Origin of the sequence: uncultured Treponema sp., from assembly GCF_934725225.1 — a bacterium.
Classification (GTDB): domain Bacteria; phylum Spirochaetota; class Spirochaetia; order Treponematales; family Treponemataceae; genus Treponema_D.
This window is the reverse complement of record NZ_CAKVAM010000007.1, coordinates 59130-74411: the sequence shown is the minus strand read 5'-3', so window position 1 is coordinate 74411 and position 15282 is coordinate 59130. Positions and strand designations below refer to the sequence as shown.

Genomic DNA, 15282 nt, shown 5'->3' with positions numbered 1-15282 from the left:
TTTTTAATGTACACTATAATAAACACATGGTCAATATTAAAACAAGGAAGCGTCTGTTTAATAAAGCTGAAACAAATTATCAATTGGCTTTTTTTAAACATCGTAGACCAAGCCGGACAATGACTGGGAGCATTGTATTCTTGTATTTTCATTTAAACACAAAAAAGCCTCCCTTTTGGGAGGCTTTTTGCCTTGTCCAGCACATCCACTGTGCCGGACACTCGCATTGCGTGTGATTGCCCCGACAGTTTTGCCGTGCAAAACTGCCAGATTCGACCGAGTTTGCAAGGCAAACTCGCCAGCATTCGCGCTATGCGCGATTGCCTAGAACCAAACGCTTACAGATACTGGGATTGCCCAAACAAATGCGTCTGAATCACCATTAGCTTCGCCAGCTGTATAAGACTGACCTGCAACAATTCCTGAACCGTCATTTGTTACAAGACCGCATCCGTTTGTTGCACCCTGGAATCCAATTCCGAGAGAGCCGTTGCTTGATACAGACTTGTTAACTCCAACGAGGAAGCTGATAGCACCGTCATCGCCATTCTTTCCGTATTTGTTGCTCATATAGCGAACATCTGCAACTGCGTTGAGTCCGTCCATTACAGCGAAGTCTACACCTGCTCCTACAAAGAAGAGGCTGTCGTCATCAGCATTGAACTTGTCCTGATACTGAACATATCCACCATCTGCAGAGAACTTCATCTGCTCAGAAACCTGATAAGAAGCGCCAGCTGTGAATGCCATCTTAAGGTAGTCAGGTGCGAGATCTTTATCTGCGATACCGAAGCGTGCGCCAACTGTTACATAAAGGTTTTCAACTGATGTAAGGTCGAATGCAACACCGATTTTTCCTGTTGTCTTGTCTTCATCTTTCTTGCCAGCAGCATTAGGAGTTGTATCATGACGTACAACATCACCATCATCATCGATGTACCAATCTCCAAGTTTGTCGTCTTTCTGAGTATAGCTGTAGTCACCGATGAACTGAGCCTTGAGCTTACCAACGCCCTCGATTGCATATCCGAAGCCAGCCTGAATATTGCGGTAAACTTCCTCTGCGCTTGCATAGCTAGAAGACATTGGAATAACTGCGAATGCGTGGAGTCCTTCCATTGGATCAGCCTCTAACATAAGACCGTTCTTTGAAACTCCGTCAAATGTAAGTCCTTCGCCGTCGAATGCCCAGTTGAAAGGTCTGAGCCAGTTCCATGAGCCGTAGCAGAAGTCGCCGCGGAGTCCATTTGTAGGTGAGTCAAACTTACCTACAGAGATTTTTACAGTGTCAACAGGCTTAACCCAAAGGTATGCGTCGTCGCCCTGTCCGAGTCCGCTCTCGAAGTCGTTGTAAACGCCCATTACGAATCCGGCCTTTCCGTCCTCGGAAGTTCCGTTGATGTTGATGCGGGCTGTACGTGCGCCCCATCCCCATGAGTTCTCAACGCCGGCGATGATGTCCTCGCCTGTTGAAGCTACTGGCGAAGCAAGAACACGAAGCCATGCTCCGAATGTGATTTCTGCGAAAGCAGAAGTTGCTGTAAGTGCGGCAGCCGCTGCGACCGCGATAAGAGTCTTTTTCATCTCTTAGCCTCCTTATTTTTTGCGATACCATACGATATCATATCGTTATTCTACCCCAAGACAATCTATAAGTCAACAAAAAAAAATAAAATTTTTGTAACCTTTAGAAGTGCCTACGGTTTGTAGAAGCAACGCTATATTTTCGGCAAATTCCGCGGAATTCTTTAGTGGAATCTACGCTTCGCTGGCAAGCTTTTTCACCTGTTCCAGCGAAAGGCCAGTGCACCTTGCAACCACTTCCGGCGCAATCTTTTCCGCAAGCATATTTTTTGCAGTCTCCTCAACTTTTTCAGCTGCCTGTTCTTCTGCTATGGCAGCAGTTTTTTCTTCCACCATTTTTTCGGCCATTTCTGTTGCCATAGACTTTGCCATTTCCTTGGCTTCTTTTTCCATATCTTTTCTTATGACATTAACTCTATCTTCCGCAATTTCATTTGCCATTTCTTTAGCTTCTTTTTCTATATCTGCCCTCATAGCATTAACTCTGTCTTCAAACATTTCTTTTGCTAAATCTTTAGCCATTTCTTTTGCAAGCTGTTCGGATTTTTCTTTTACTTGGATTCGCATTTCCTGTTCCCACGTCATAAACTTATGCCTCCATTGCGCATTTGCCTTGGCGTACCTCACTTTCTGCTCAAGCTGGTCTGTAAAGTCCGAGGCCGCGTTCAGTCCGTTAAGGAATTTAAAGAATTCCCTTAGGCTTTCCGTGGGCATTTTATCATATTTTGAAGCATTGAAGAAGACTTTGTGAGTTCCGTCGTTAAATAAAATGTCAGAATTCTGCTTGCAAACCTGATGAAAATCATACACAGGCAGTCCGTTTCCAAAAGCGTCTTCCATGCACAGAAAAATCACGTAGCTTTCATTAAGCTCGCTGTAATCCGCGCCGGAAACAAGGCTGTCAACGTCCATAAGCCCTTGGTAGTACCTTGCGCGCTTGGCAAGATTTGTTCTGTTTGTAGTCTGAATTTCAATATCAAAGCAGCGGCCGGTTCCGTCCTTTACATAGACATCAAACCGGATTCCCTTTGAATCGTAGTCAACTTTAAAGCTTCTTTCAGCCACAGGAATTTCAATCCGCTCAATTTTTATGTTGAGCAAAAGTTCCAGAAGCTCCTTGCACAAGTCAGGGTTTGCCGTCATAACTTTGCAAAAGATAAAGTTGTCTGCCAGTGTCGCTTGCTCCCATTTTTCCGCGGGAGTCAGTTCATGCATTTCTTTCATAAATCCTCCGCATATTTATTGCAGAAAATTATCAAAAAATGCACGTTTTCAGCTGAAAAGAATCAGTTTTTTAGCAAGGCAAGAATTATTGTTGAACAGGCGAGCAATGTCAGGAACACAGTATAAACTGCGCTAAACCATTTTTTCTTGCCTTTGTTGACAATCAGCATTACAAATCCAAGCAAAGTTGCAATGCAAGTAAGAAGACAGAGATTTACGGTGGCAATTAGATTTTTAGAAATGGTTTCTCTTGCAAATGCCTGAATGTTCACGCTTACAAGTGTAAAAATTGAAACAAAAACGCCCATTATTGTAAGAACATTTCCGTAAATCTTTTCTTTTAAAGATTCAAGGTCTTCTTTTGCGTCTTTGTATTCTTTCATAAGTTTGTCGTATTCAGGCTGATATTTTCCAACTCCTACAAAATCCTTTTCGTTTCTGAATGAAGCGTTGTGCTGCTTATCATAAGTCTGCTCTGGAATTTCACTTAGCTCCTCAAAGGCAATCTGAGCAATTCCGAATCCTTTTGCAATCGTAAGAACAGAGTCAGAAATATTTTGAACGCGCAAAAAGCAGAATGTTCTGTGTCCCGGAATATACTGCGGACCGTCAACTTTAAGTCCCATTCTCATAACTGAATTTCTTTCAATAATCCGAGCAGTAAGCTGAGGCGGAAGTTCTATTTCTTCATTTGTCTTTATGTAAACCACATCTCCAGGTTTCATTTCAAAAGACAAAACGCTGTTTTTTTGAGAGTCATATATGCAATCAACAGAAAGTTCGTAAGCAATTCCTTTTAGATTTTCTTCTTTATAGCCTGAAACAATAAGTTTTCCCTGCGAAACCAGTTTTTTTATATTTTTGTCAACTAAAAGCATAAAAACCTCTTTGATATGGATTCAAGTATATTCCCTATCGTTTTTATTTTCAACAGTTACGCGTTCTTTCAGTTTTTTAGTTTCCGATTTTCCATCTGTTGCCTTCGCGGACAAAGCGTTTGGCGTTCACTTCGATTATGCGGCCGTCTTCGCCAAGCATTTTTACCATGGAAGTTATTGGATTCACTTCGATTACGCGGAAATTTGTGTCGTCGTAAAAAAGCCTTATGCCTTCGTTCGGGAGTTTTTTGCGCGCTTCGGAATACCAGTCGTACTCATAGCTTAGGCAACACAAAAGGCGTCCGCACTGTCCGCTGATTTTCATGGAATTCAGGCTTAAGTTTTGTTCCTTTGCCATTTTTATGCTTACTGGCCGGAGTTTATCGCTTATGCTGTTGCAGCAGTAAGGTCGTCCGCACACGCCAAGTCCTCCAGTAATCCGGCATTCGTCGCGCACTCCAATCTGGCGCAGTTCAATTCGCATTTTAAAGATTGAAACAAGGTCTTTTACAAGCTCGCGGAAGTCAACCCGGTTGTCGCTGGAAAAAAAGAACAAGGCTTTTTGCTCGCCCACAAGAAAATGCACGGAAATAAGCTTCATGTCCAAATGATGATGCTCAACTTTTTCGCGGAATACTTTGAATGCGGACTTTTCAGTTTCCGCAAGAGAAGAAGCTTTTTCAAGGTCGTCATTGTTTGCCTTGCGAGCAATCTGCACAACGTCGCCGGGCTTTATTCCAACAGGAACTTTAGAAATTCCAAGGTTTTCTGCAAGGTCAAGTCCGTAGCGCGTGGGAACAATAACTTTGTCGCCGCCATTCAGTTTTCCACCAGGAAACGTTGCGTAAATTCCTTCAAATGAATAGACCAGCTTAAGCTTGTAAAGTTCCTTGGGAAAAACAAAATTCCTTGAGTCGGTGCTTTCTGATTCCTGCGAATCTTCAAGAGAGGCAAGATCTTCATTTTCTTCATATATATCGTTTTCAAAAATATCAGACATAAAAACTCCAGTTGTCTTAGTTTATCAATTATGACGCCATAAGGTCTACAAGCAGGCCGCTGATTTCATTTACTCGGGCAAGCATTGCGAACGCTTCCTTGTGCGAACTTAAAAGCCAGTTTGCCATTTCGTCCAGTTTCTGATTTATGACGACAATCTTGAACTGCGGATCAAGCGGTTTTCCTTTTCTTGTGAATCCGCGCCGTTCTCTTTTTTTTACTTCAAAGTTGTTTTTTGCAAGGTATCTTAAAAACTGCGAAACTTTTTTTCTGTAGTCAGCGAATTCTTCCTGGGTCTGTTTTTCCTTTAGACGGTCTGCCGCCATGTCAGCCTGATCTTTTAAGTAGATTGCCGCATCTTCCGTGTCCAACCCCGCAATTTCTTTGGGAAATCCGTCTTTTTGCAGGGCGAATTCTTCCCGGGCCTTTTCCATTGCGCTGGAAAAAAGCTTCCGCCTTGCTTTGTCTGTCTTTTGGGATTTTTCGTCTTTTTGGGCTTTTTGAGCCTGAGCGTTCGCTATGGAAGCCGCCGCGGAAAAATACAGGCTTGAGGATGTGCCTTCAACTTCCATTTTAAATCCTTATGGACATTGAAGAGATTGCCTTCATGTTTTCCTGCCGTGAAACTGCGGATGCAAATTCCGCACTGTCAGAAAGCGAAATACAGTGGCCGTGCAGCACAACGTCTTCTTCTGAGACAAGTTTTTTTGTCTGCAAGTCTCCGATTACTACGCTTGAAGAAAGAAGCTTTATAAAGTCCGGAGCAACAATGTCGCCTAAAACAATTCCGCCTATGACTGTTATGGATTTTGCTTTTATGTTTCCGCGGATTCTGGCATTTTCGCCGATTATAACATTTCCGCTAGCTTCTATGTTTCCGTCAATATCGCCGTCAATACGAGCAAATCCGTTTATTTTGACATCGCCTTTTACAGAAGAGCCTGCGCCAAGGATGCTGTTAATGGAAATATTGTCGTTAAAAATAGCCATATTATTTTACGTTGATGTATTTTGCAGGATCTACTACATCTGAACCTATGTGGACTTCGTAATGAAGGTGAGGTCCTGTTGTGATTCCTGTGTTTCCGATTGTTCCAATTATCTGGCGCTGAGCAACCATGTCGCCTTTCTTTACGCGTGTTGTGCCAAGATGGGCGTAGCGTGTGTAAATTCCGTGCTTGTGCTTGATTATTACATTAAGACCAAAGCTGTCATCGTAGGCAACTGTAACAACCTGACCGTTTGCAGTTGCAATAACAGGATCTCCCTGCCTCCAAGTACTAAAGTCAAGGCCTTTGTGAATGTACCATTGCTGTGTGATTGGATGGATATTCTGTCCAAATTCCATGGAAATATGTCCAATTCCATTTTTTACAGGCCAGACATTCGGAATGTCAGAAAAAAGCGCGCCTTGGTTTTCAAGCATTTTTCCAATCTGCTCAACTGGGCGAACTGCGCTTTCCAAATAAGCCGTAAGCTGCTTTATGTCGGAAGTTTCCTTTAAAGAGCCTGAAGTTATATCCTGCGTGTCAAACAAAGATGAAAGATCTGAATTTTTTCCGGCTGATTTTGAAGTTCCTGTGTTCTGGTTTATTCCCAAAAGTGAAAGGGACTGGCTTAAAGTTGACTGGAATTTTTTTGCAGTCTGAAGAAGATTGTTGTTTTCGTCCCTAAGCTCGTCAAGGCTTGCAAGAGTTTCTCTGTTTTCGTCCCTAAGCCGTGAAATTTCAAGTCCGGAAGAAGCGTTTTTCTGATTAAAGTAAACAAATGAGCCTGTAATTCCGACTGCGAGGATAATTCCAAGAACAAGCGCAAAAACATTTGTCTGCACGCTGAAAACTTTTCCCTGCGAATGCGGAACAATCATCAAAGTAAGTTTTCCGTCAAAGAATTTTACGACATTTGTGCAAACTCTGCCTATAGAAACAAAAAAAAGTCTAAAGGCATGCATAATACGGGAAACTATATTTTTTTCTAATCTCTTGTATTTGCGAGAACGCGCCACAAAAATCTCCGTAAAAAACTTTATCCGAAAAGTAGCAAAAGAGCTTCAAAACTTGACTTTTAAAACCACTTCCGAATTACCGAACAAACAGTATATCAAAGGACGTGTATGCTGTCAAACGGACTGCGCTGGCAAAAAAATCCAAGGCAAATTATGTTTGACTTCAAAGCGTTCCTATGTTATCTTATTAATAATATATCGGATAGTTAATTAAAAAATATTAAAATTTTCTAGGGAATCTTCTTTAGAAAAGTCTTTCAAGTTTTTAAGGAAAAGCCATGCAGTTTTTTGATACTCACGCCCATATAGGGTTGATTTACAACGACCCTGTAAGACAGATTAGCGTTATTCAGCAGGCAAAACAAGCCGGCGTTACAAGAATTATAAGCATAAACAACAGCATTCTCGACTTCAAAAAAGAATATGCGTTCCTAAAGTCGCAGAAAGGCGTTTACCATGCCGTTGGAGTCGGTCCGTCGGAAGTAAACAATCCGGGTGCAGATTGGATTAAGATAATAGAAGAAAGTGTTTCGCTTCCGAATGTTGTTGCAATCGGAGAAACTGGACTTGACTATTTTAAGCAGTACGGAGACAAACGCCGCCAGATTGAGCTTTTTATAACTCAGCTTGAACTTGCCCAAAAACACAATCTTCCTGTAATAATCCACAATCGCGACGCAGGAAAAGACATTTTTGAAATTCTTCAGGACAGATTGCCGGAAAAAGGCGCGATTTTCCACTGCTACAGCGAAGATGCTCCTTATGCAAAAAAATGCCTTGACGCAGGAATGAATGTCTATTTTTCTTTCGCAGGAAACTTGACTTACAGAAACGCCCGCAACCTGCATGAAACAGTTCTTAACATTCCGCTAGACAGAATTCTTTTGGAAACAGAAAGTCCTTTTATGATTCCGGCTGAATTCCGCGAGCGAAAAAGAACAATGCCTGCATATTTGCCTTCAACTGCAAGATTTTTGGCGGAAATGCTTGAAACGGACTTGGAAAAACTTTCTGCCCAGCTTTGGACAAACAGCTGCAAAGTCTTTAACTTGCCGGAAGAATGAGCCTTTATCATCCAGTAGACATTGGAACTCTTCATTTAGACGGAAATCTCTTTTTGGCTCCGATTGCAGGCTATAGCGACATGGCGTTCCGTTCGCTTTGTGTTGAATACGGAGCATCGCTTTGCACCACGGAAATGGTTTCTGCGGAAGCTCTTGTGCGCGGAAATAAAAAAACAGAGCTTCTTATGCGCCGTGCCCCGAATGAAAAAGTTTACTGTGTTCAGATTTTCGGCGGAAATGCGCAGACAATGGCGGAAGCTGCAAAAATTGTCCTTGAAAAAACAGACTGCAACTGCATAGACATAAACGGCGGCTGTCCTGTTCCCAAGATAACAAAAACCGGAGCAGGCAGCGTGCTTACAAAAGAGCCGGAACGACTTTATTCAATAGTAAAATCCGTAAAAGAATCTTCTATAGAATACACTTCATTGCATCCAGAACGCGGCAATGTTCCTGTAACAATAAAAATCCGAAGCGGCTGGGATTCTTCCAATATAACATGGAAAGAATGCGCAGACGCAGCTTTAGAAGCCGGAGCAGACGCAATAACGATTCACGCGCGGACAAAAGCCCAAGGTTATTCTGGAAAAGCCGACTGGGAAATTCAAAAGCAGCTGGTTGATTTCGTTGCAAAAAGAATTCCTGTTTTTGGAAGCGGAGACGCATTCAGCCCGGGAACCGCAAAACTCATGCTTGAGCAAACTGGCGTAGATGCCGTAATGTTTGCAAGAGGCGCAATGGGAGATCCGTTTTTATTCCGAAGGACAAAACAATTTCTTACAGAAGGAAAATACGAAACAGAAACTCCAAAAGAACGCCTTGAAGCAGGACTTCGCGAGCTGAAAATGAATGTCGCAGAACACGGAGAACGAGCCGCCTGTATGCTGATGAGAAAAAAATTCTGCGCGTACAGTTCAGGAATAAAAGGCGGCGCAAGGCTGCGGGAACAAATCGTGAATTCTGTTTCTATAAAAGATTACGAAGAACTTTTCCAGCAATTTTTGTGAAAACCATTGCGCAAAACGCATTTTTACTGCACTTGAACAAATCCTTGTTTATCCATAAAATAAACTATTATGGGGCTTTTTCAAATAATTGCAGAGTTTTTCAAAACAATATTTTCTCCTACATCGCCAGAAAGCCTCCAGAGACAGGCAGTTAGAAAAATCGAATCCGAACTGAAAAATCTTGCGCCGGGACTTTACAAAAATGGTCTTGTAATGCCTGACTTTGCGGAAGCCTTGCGCGTGCTTTTTGTAAATACAACTCCAATTTTTGATATTCTTTCGGAAACTTACTGCTCCACAGATTTAGATACAAGCCGCCATTTTGAAGAGCAGCTTATTTTTACCGGATTTGACAACGAAGCCCGGGAAATTCTTGAAAACCTTCTTTCGTACGAAAATAGAAAAAAAAGCGCGATGGAAGCTCAGTCGCTTATCCGGCATTTTGAAAGCGAGCACAGGCAGCTTGAAAAAGTTAAAAAGGAACTGAATTCGCCTGCATTTATAAAAATTGAAGAAACTTTGGACAAAATAAAACAGCTGAATGACATTTGCAAATTCAGCTACATAACTGCCCTTAAACTTTTTGATCCTAGCTACAGCACAAAAGATTCCTACACGCCGGAATTCCAGCCAGTGCCAATTGAATTGCTGGAAAATTCCTTGCTGGACTTGTATTTTGTGATTGCGGAAATGGACGTTACGAATTCGCTTTACAACGCGGTTCTTGCTCTTTTCAGGCTGAAGAAAGGCGGAAAAATTTCAGACAGGGAACTTCAAAGCTTAAAAGAAAATTTCAAAAAAATTCAGTACATTGTAAAGCATATTTTTACCAAGGAAATTCTTTCCTGCATGATTAGAATTTCAAAGAAAAACTACGAGCTTGTTCCAGAACGCGCGGTTTACAACGGAAATTCGCGGCAAAAATACGCTGAATATCTTGAAACAAGATTCCGCACAGACGAAGCCCGATTAAAAGGCGAAATTCAAGACGCGGCAATAAACAATGAAATAAATCAAATTTTCGGAGGCGCGCCGCTTGCAGCAGTTCAAGGCTACAGCAAGGACTTGGATTTTCAGCTTAGACAAAGCACGCCGTTTTCTTTTGCTTGGATTACGCCGCTTCAGCTTTTAAAGAATTTTATTTCGGTTTTCTATGAAGAGCACGTAAAGCCGCTTTTAAATGACATTGTAATAGAAGGTTTTTTCAATAATCCTGCGTATAAATCTGAATTTTCGTCTTCCGTGTTTACTTGCAATGATTCCCTTGAACGAATAAGCGCGTTTGAGTCCAAATTTACGCGCGGAAATGAATTCGACGAAACAAACATCACTTCGCTCATAAGAGACAGCCATAAAGACGCGACATTTGAATCAACGCTGAAAAGCCTCATCGACAGAATCAACAGGCAGGCAAAAGAACTGATTCAGACTGAAACGACGAATATTTTTCAGCTTTACAAAAAAATAAACGATATTCTTATCGAATCCAAAAAACCAAGTTCCGAGGTTATAACGAATTTAAAAGTTCTTATGATTTCTTCAAGAAACAGAGACAATTCCGACTGCATGGAAAACCAAAACGGCCAGTGGAAAGTTTTTCTTGAAATAATGAAGAATTATGTTATAATCGGAAATATAGAGAAGAAATAAAATGGCTAAAAAGAAAGCGGTTTCTGCAAAGACTCAAACTCCAGCGGCAAAAGAAAAACAAGTCATTGCCGAGTTTGAAAAGCATATTTACGATTTACAGCAGATGCTTGAAATTTCAAAGTCATTTTGTTCAACAATCGAATTTTCTCCGCTCATTGAATCGATTCTTTATGTGGCGATGGCTCAGATGCGCGTTACAGGAGCTGGGCTTTTTATTTCAGAAGAATTCGGCAGCGAATATTTTAAGCTTTCAGAAAATTATTCGGGAATCGCAATAGACCCGACAATCGAATACAAAATCAGCATAGATTCTCCGCTAATTGAATTTTTGTCCAGCTCTTCAGCCGTTTTTGACTTGCGCGAGCTTTCTGAAAAATTCCCGGAATCTCAAGAAATAAAAGTTATAGAGTCGCTGAATCCGTCGCTGATAGTTCCGCTTATGCTGAAAAATCACTTGAACGGAATTCTTGTTATGGGCGAGCGGATTTTCGTGGAAAATCTTTCCGCCGACTACACAACTTATGAGCGAAACGAAATTCAAACAATTGCTTCTCTTGCTTCGGTTGCGGTTCATAATGCGTCTTTGATTGACCAGTCCACAACTGACATGATGACAAAGCTTCGACTTAAATTTTACTTTTATAATATTCTTGAAGACAAGCTTGATTCAGCCTTTTCGAACGAGCAGACACTAAGCGTTATAATGTTCGACATCGATTTCTTTAAGAAGTTCAACGACACTTACGGACACGCCTGCGGAGATTATGTTCTAAAAAAAGTTGCGGAAATTATAAGCGACAGCATCAGGGAAGGAGACCTTGCTTCAAGATACGGCGGAGAAGAATTTACAGTTCTTTTGTGCAATGCCGGAAAAGATGAGGCGATGCTTGTTGCAGAACGCATAAGAAAACGGATTGAGCAGACAACAGTTTTCTATGAAGGCCACAATATGCAGATTACAATTTCCGGCGGAATTTCTGTTTTCAATGTGGAAACAAATCCTGTGCGCTCTGCAAAAGTTTTAGTGGACCAGGCAGACAAAGCTCTTTACGTTTCTAAAAGAACTGGAAGAAACAGAGTTACAGTTTTTGATCCTTCTTCTCAAAATGAAAATTCCGCAAAAGAAACAGAATCCATTTTAGAAAAAACAAATTCATGAACATAATCCGCAAACCTTTCCGCTACACTTTTTTTAACGCAACCTCTATAATAATTGCTTTAAATCTGATTGTTTTTTTCTTGACAATGATTTTTCCGCGGCTTCAAGTTTATCTTGGAATGTCGTATTTTGGAATTTTGCTTCATTATTATTGGCAGCCGCTTACTTATCTTTTTGTGCATTCAGGCTGGAGCCACATTCTTTTTAATATGCTGGCTTTGTTTTTCTTTGGAATTTCCGTTGAACGTGCGGTTGGCTCTAAGGAATTTCTGCTTTTTTATTTTTTGTGCGGAATTCTTGACGGAATTATTTCTACGGTTTTGTACCGTCTTCTTGGAATCACTGTTCTTCTTGTGGGCGCGAGCGGAGCTGTTTACGCGCTGCTTTTTGCCTATGCCGTTATTTTTCCGCGGAATGTGATTTATATTTGGGGAATAATTCCAGTGGCTGCACCGCTACTTGTTTTTGTTTATGCGCTGATTGAAATTATAAGCCAAATTTCAGGCGGTTCAGGAATTGCACATCTTGCGCATTTGGCAGGATTCGCTGTCGCTTGGATTTACTTTATTGCAAGAATGGGAATTCATCCTTTAAAAGTATGGAAAGACGCATGGAGATAAAAAAGCCGCTTTTTTTTTGCGTTCTGTTTTTATTCAGCTTGAATATTTTTTGCCAGGCTCCGCTGCAGAATGAGCAGATTAGAATTCAGGTTTGGGCGGAACTGGATTCTTTCCCCGGAAAATTTGAAGAAGAAAATTCAGTTCAGGAGCAAAAATTTTCCAAGCAGGAAGAAAAATCCGACTTTGAAAAACTTTACGGATTTGCAATTGAGAGGACAAAGCAAGTTGCGCCTTTTTTAATGGAAGGACTTTTGTACGGCTGGAATTTTGACTACACGCCTTATGACAAAAAACGCGGAGTTCAGGAATACTGGGAATTTTCCGAAGTCAGAAAATTTGATTCTTCTATAAATCGCCTTGAATATCACAATCCAGTTCCCAAAGACGGAAAACTTTTAAGCTGGGTTTACTGCGACAGAACTTCAGCCCAGCAACTCGAATACAAAAGATGGACTTCTATAATTCACCCAAAAGTAAAAGGCTGCGGTTCAGCTTCGGTTCAAGACGGATTTGAAGGAATAAAGCAGGCGTGCAGCAATGCGGCGAAAAATGCAGTAAGAGAATATTGGCGCACAATGGAAAAAAACAAGCCCAAGGAAATTTCCGGGACTTTGCTTTTAATCCGCGACCCAAGAATTTTCATAAAAAACGGACGCTATGAAGTTGACCTTGATTTTTTCTTGGAAACTGATAGAATAGTTCCGTATACTTACTATTGACGCTACTTGAAAGGAGGTATCGCATGAAAAAGATATTTATATTGGCAACAGCAATTATGCTTGCAGCAGGAACAGTTTTTGCACAAGAGGAAGAATCATTAGAAACTAAAATGGCTTTAGATCCATTGGAAGCCGCAAACAGCTATGCGGATACAAAAACAAAAATTCTTCCTATAGAAGACAAATATTCTAGCTTGCATCCAAAAGCTAAAAGTGTAACTCTCCAGCTTGAATTTACTCCGCTCACTGGCGAAGTTATTTTCACTTATACTTGTATGCAGTCCAGCTTTGATTTGGGCGAAGCAATGAATGTTGCAATTGCAGTTTATGAAGATTTTGCCGTGCAGAATCAGTTCAAGCATTATACTTACGCGCAGAAAGACAGAAAAAAATATTTCAAAGATGACAAAGGCGTAAGAATGGCAACATACACTTCAAAAGTTATCTTTACAAAATAATTTTTGCTGAACAGTTATTTTCACTTGCCTGTTAGGTGATTTTCATTTTGCTCCGGTTTGCAGTACAGGTTTTGCAGCCGGAATTTTTTGGTGCATATAAAATTGGCAGACTTAAAAACTTTAATTAAAAATCTTCATCCGCTTGAAACAAAAGTTCTTCTTCACTACAGCTTAAAAGACGAGCTTACTTCAACAAGGCTTCAGACTGAATTGGGATACAAGGAAGGCCACGCAAATCAGGCGTTCAGCTGGCTTGCCGGAAAAAAACTTTTGGCAGAAACTTCCCGAACTCCGCACACATATTTTGAGCTTACAGATTTTGGCCGCAAGATTTTTAAAGACGGTTTTGCAGAAGAAAGAATCGTTTCTTATTTGAAGGAAAACGGTCCAAAGCGTCTGCCGGAAATTGCAACTGCCCTTGGAATTGAAAACAAAGATGTTGGCTCGGCATTCGGTTCACTTAGCAAGGACAATGTTCTTGCCATGAATGCAGAAAAAAAAGCTGAATACACAGGCGCGCCGATTCCAGAAAGATTCGCAGTTGCAAAATCACTTATAAAAAAAGCTTCCGAAGCGGAAAACTGCCAGCTTGATGCCGCAAATCTTACAAAGTCCGAAATTGAAATAATGGGCGGACTTACAAAAAAACGCGGAATTTCAGAAACACCATTTAAAACAATTGAACGCGAAACTGTAATTTATAAACTTACAGAAGCATTTAAAGGCGTGGCTGATGCTCTTAGAAATTCAGGAATCACAGGAAATGAAATTGGAGAAATAACTCCGTCAATGCTTGCTTCAGGTGAATGGAAAAAAGGAACTTTCCGCGGATACAATATTTCAATTCCGCCGGCACGAATAATTCCGGGGCGCACAAATCCTTATGTTCAGTTTTTGGAGTCAGTAAAGGACAAACTTTGCTCGCTCGGATTTCAGGAATTTGACGGTCCGCTTGTAGAAACTGAATTCTGGAACGGAGACGCTTTGTTTATGCCTCAGTTCCATGCGGCGCGCGATATTCACGATGTTTACAGATTGAAATATCCGACGCACGCAAAATCAATTGAAGAGCCGTATCTTTCAAATGTTGCGGCAGTCCACAGAAACGGTGGAAACACAGGAAGCCGCGGCTGGAACTACAACTTCGACAACGAATTTACACGCCGCCTGATTATGAGAAGCCAGGGAACAGTTCTTTCTGCGCATCAGCTTCACAAGGCAGAAGTTCCTGGAAAGTATTTTGGAATTGCAAGATGTTTCCGCTATGATAAAGTTGACGCAACTCATTTGAGCGACTTTTACCAGACAGAAGGAATTGTTCTTGGAGAAGAAGTAAATTTAAAGACACTTCTTGGATTCCTTGAAATGTTCGCGGTGGAAATTGCAGGCGCAACAGATGTAAAATATGTGCCGGGCTATTTCCCGTTCACAGAGCCTTCAATTGAAGTTCACATAAAGCATCCGAAACTTGGCTGGTTTGAGCTTGGCGGTTCGGGAATTTTCAGACCGGAAGTTACAAAGGCAATGGGCGTTGATGTTCCTGTTCTTGCTTGGGGAATCGGAATTGACCGAATGGCTTTGATGGCTTTGGGACTTAACGATTTGCGCGAGCTTTTCTGCGAAGACATAGAAAAAGTAAGACTTAGAAAAGCAAAGTTCTAGTTTTAATAATTGCAAAGTAATCCTTCAGGCAAAACTGAAGGATTTTTTATTATATAGCCTAAGGAACTAGCAAGTAGGTAAAAAAAATAAATCAAAAAAAGCATTTTTTACAGGCAAACAGTCTATTTACCCTAGGTAAACAATATATTTACCTGTGGTAAATAGACTATTTTCCTAAGGTAAATAAGCTATTTGCCAATGGAAAATAACGTATTTACTCAAGGAAAATTCTTTTATTTAGCCCAAACTTCTC

The 15282-nt window shown here is 41.1% G+C and carries 15 protein-coding genes; 8 read left to right on the top strand and 7 right to left on the bottom strand.

Annotated elements, in window-relative coordinates; all coding sequences use genetic code 11:
- Positions 1-324 precede the first annotated feature (324 nt).
- From Q0H92_RS10920 to Q0H92_RS10890, 7 genes are all read right to left on the bottom strand, one after another.
- Entirely contained in the window at positions 325-1584 is a 1260-nt protein-coding gene (locus Q0H92_RS10920; RefSeq protein WP_296014914.1) for a hypothetical protein, read from the bottom strand.
- 174 nt (positions 1585-1758) lie between these two features.
- The gene (locus Q0H92_RS10915; RefSeq protein ID WP_296014908.1) at positions 1759-2808 is read right to left on the bottom strand and encodes an Rpn family recombination-promoting nuclease/putative transposase; all 1050 of its coding nucleotides are present in this window, start codon (positions 2806-2808) and stop codon (positions 1759-1761) included.
- Positions 2809-2870: 62 nt separating this feature from the next.
- Positions 2871-3686 (bottom strand): hypothetical protein, encoded by an 816-nt coding sequence (locus Q0H92_RS10910; protein WP_296014906.1) that lies wholly within the window; start codon positions 3684-3686, stop codon positions 2871-2873.
- Positions 3687-3762: 76 nt separating this feature from the next.
- The gene (ricT, locus tag Q0H92_RS10905; protein ID WP_296014903.1) at positions 3763-4686 is read right to left on the bottom strand and encodes a regulatory iron-sulfur-containing complex subunit RicT; all 924 of its coding nucleotides are present in this window, start codon (positions 4684-4686) and stop codon (positions 3763-3765) included.
- Between the two features lie 28 nt (positions 4687-4714).
- Entirely contained in the window at positions 4715-5257 is a 543-nt protein-coding gene (locus Q0H92_RS10900) for a YaaR family protein (protein WP_296014900.1), read from the bottom strand.
- Between the two features lies 1 nt (position 5258).
- Positions 5259-5675, bottom strand: coding sequence for a polymer-forming cytoskeletal protein (locus Q0H92_RS10895; RefSeq protein ID WP_295799004.1), 417 nt, complete (start codon positions 5673-5675; stop codon positions 5259-5261).
- A 1-nt stretch (position 5676) separates the two neighbouring features.
- The gene (locus tag Q0H92_RS10890; RefSeq protein ID WP_296014896.1) at positions 5677-6690 is read right to left on the bottom strand and encodes a M23 family metallopeptidase; all 1014 of its coding nucleotides are present in this window, start codon (positions 6688-6690) and stop codon (positions 5677-5679) included.
- A gap of 278 nt (positions 6691-6968) precedes the next feature.
- On the opposite strand from Q0H92_RS10890, the gene Q0H92_RS10885 reads away from it, so the two are divergent.
- The 8 genes from Q0H92_RS10885 to Q0H92_RS10850 all read left to right on the top strand — a co-directional run bounded on the left by Q0H92_RS10885 (position 6969) and on the right by Q0H92_RS10850 (position 15029).
- The gene (locus Q0H92_RS10885) at positions 6969-7754 is read left to right on the top strand and encodes a TatD family hydrolase (RefSeq protein WP_296014893.1); all 786 of its coding nucleotides are present in this window, start codon (positions 6969-6971) and stop codon (positions 7752-7754) included.
- On the top strand, positions 7751-8761 hold the full coding sequence (dusB, locus tag Q0H92_RS10880; protein WP_296014889.1) for a tRNA dihydrouridine synthase DusB: 1011 nt from the start codon (positions 7751-7753) through the stop codon (positions 8759-8761). Before Q0H92_RS10885 ends, dusB begins: the two co-directional genes overlap by 4 nt.
- A 69-nt stretch (positions 8762-8830) precedes the next feature.
- Complete coding sequence (locus Q0H92_RS10875) at positions 8831-10411, top strand: DUF5312 family protein (protein ID WP_296014886.1); 1581 nt, start codon at positions 8831-8833, stop codon at positions 10409-10411.
- A gap of 1 nt (position 10412) precedes the next feature.
- The gene (dgcA, locus tag Q0H92_RS10870; protein ID WP_296014883.1) at positions 10413-11570 is read left to right on the top strand and encodes a diguanylate cyclase DgcA; all 1158 of its coding nucleotides are present in this window, start codon (positions 10413-10415) and stop codon (positions 11568-11570) included.
- Positions 11567-12190 carry a rhomboid family intramembrane serine protease gene (locus Q0H92_RS10865; RefSeq protein ID WP_296014880.1) on the top strand — a complete coding sequence of 208 codons (624 nt, stop codon included), beginning with the start codon at positions 11567-11569 and terminating at the stop codon, positions 12188-12190. The genes dgcA and Q0H92_RS10865 overlap by 4 nt, the downstream gene beginning before the upstream one ends.
- On the top strand, positions 12181-12909 hold the full coding sequence (locus tag Q0H92_RS10860; protein ID WP_296014877.1) for a hypothetical protein: 729 nt from the start codon (positions 12181-12183) through the stop codon (positions 12907-12909). Before Q0H92_RS10865 ends, Q0H92_RS10860 begins: the two co-directional genes overlap by 10 nt.
- Before the next feature lie 23 nt (positions 12910-12932).
- Positions 12933-13367 carry a hypothetical protein gene (locus Q0H92_RS10855; protein ID WP_296014874.1) on the top strand — a complete coding sequence of 145 codons (435 nt, stop codon included), beginning with the start codon at positions 12933-12935 and terminating at the stop codon, positions 13365-13367.
- A gap of 102 nt (positions 13368-13469) precedes the next feature.
- Positions 13470-15029 carry a phenylalanine--tRNA ligase subunit alpha gene (locus Q0H92_RS10850; protein WP_295800579.1) on the top strand — a complete coding sequence of 520 codons (1560 nt, stop codon included), beginning with the start codon at positions 13470-13472 and terminating at the stop codon, positions 15027-15029.
- The last annotated feature ends 253 nt before the right edge of the window (positions 15030-15282 follow it).

Coding starts and splice junctions, on each gene's coding strand:
- ricT (WP_296014903.1), bottom strand. CDS start 4,686: ATGTCTGATATTTTTGAAAACGATATATATGAAGAAAATGAAGATCTT.
- Q0H92_RS10860 (WP_296014877.1), top strand. CDS start 12,181: ATGGAGATAAAAAAGCCGCTTTTTTTTTGCGTTCTGTTTTTATTCAGC.
- Q0H92_RS10895 (WP_295799004.1), bottom strand. CDS start 5,675: ATGGCTATTTTTAACGACAATATTTCCATTAACAGCATCCTTGGCGCA.
- Q0H92_RS10910 (WP_296014906.1), bottom strand. CDS start 3,686: ATGCTTTTAGTTGACAAAAATATAAAAAAACTGGTTTCGCAGGGAAAA.
- Q0H92_RS10875 (WP_296014886.1), top strand. CDS start 8,831: ATGGGGCTTTTTCAAATAATTGCAGAGTTTTTCAAAACAATATTTTCT.
- Q0H92_RS10920 (WP_296014914.1), bottom strand. CDS start 1,584: ATGAAAAAGACTCTTATCGCGGTCGCAGCGGCTGCCGCACTTACAGCA.
- Q0H92_RS10915 (WP_296014908.1), bottom strand. CDS start 2,808: ATGAAAGAAATGCATGAACTGACTCCCGCGGAAAAATGGGAGCAAGCG.
- Q0H92_RS10885 (WP_296014893.1), top strand. CDS start 6,969: ATGCAGTTTTTTGATACTCACGCCCATATAGGGTTGATTTACAACGAC.
- Q0H92_RS10855 (WP_296014874.1), top strand. CDS start 12,933: ATGAAAAAGATATTTATATTGGCAACAGCAATTATGCTTGCAGCAGGA.
- Q0H92_RS10900 (WP_296014900.1), bottom strand. CDS start 5,257: ATGGAAGTTGAAGGCACATCCTCAAGCCTGTATTTTTCCGCGGCGGCT.
- Q0H92_RS10865 (WP_296014880.1), top strand. CDS start 11,567: ATGAACATAATCCGCAAACCTTTCCGCTACACTTTTTTTAACGCAACC.
- dusB (WP_296014889.1), top strand. CDS start 7,751: ATGAGCCTTTATCATCCAGTAGACATTGGAACTCTTCATTTAGACGGA.
- dgcA (WP_296014883.1), top strand. CDS start 10,413: ATGGCTAAAAAGAAAGCGGTTTCTGCAAAGACTCAAACTCCAGCGGCA.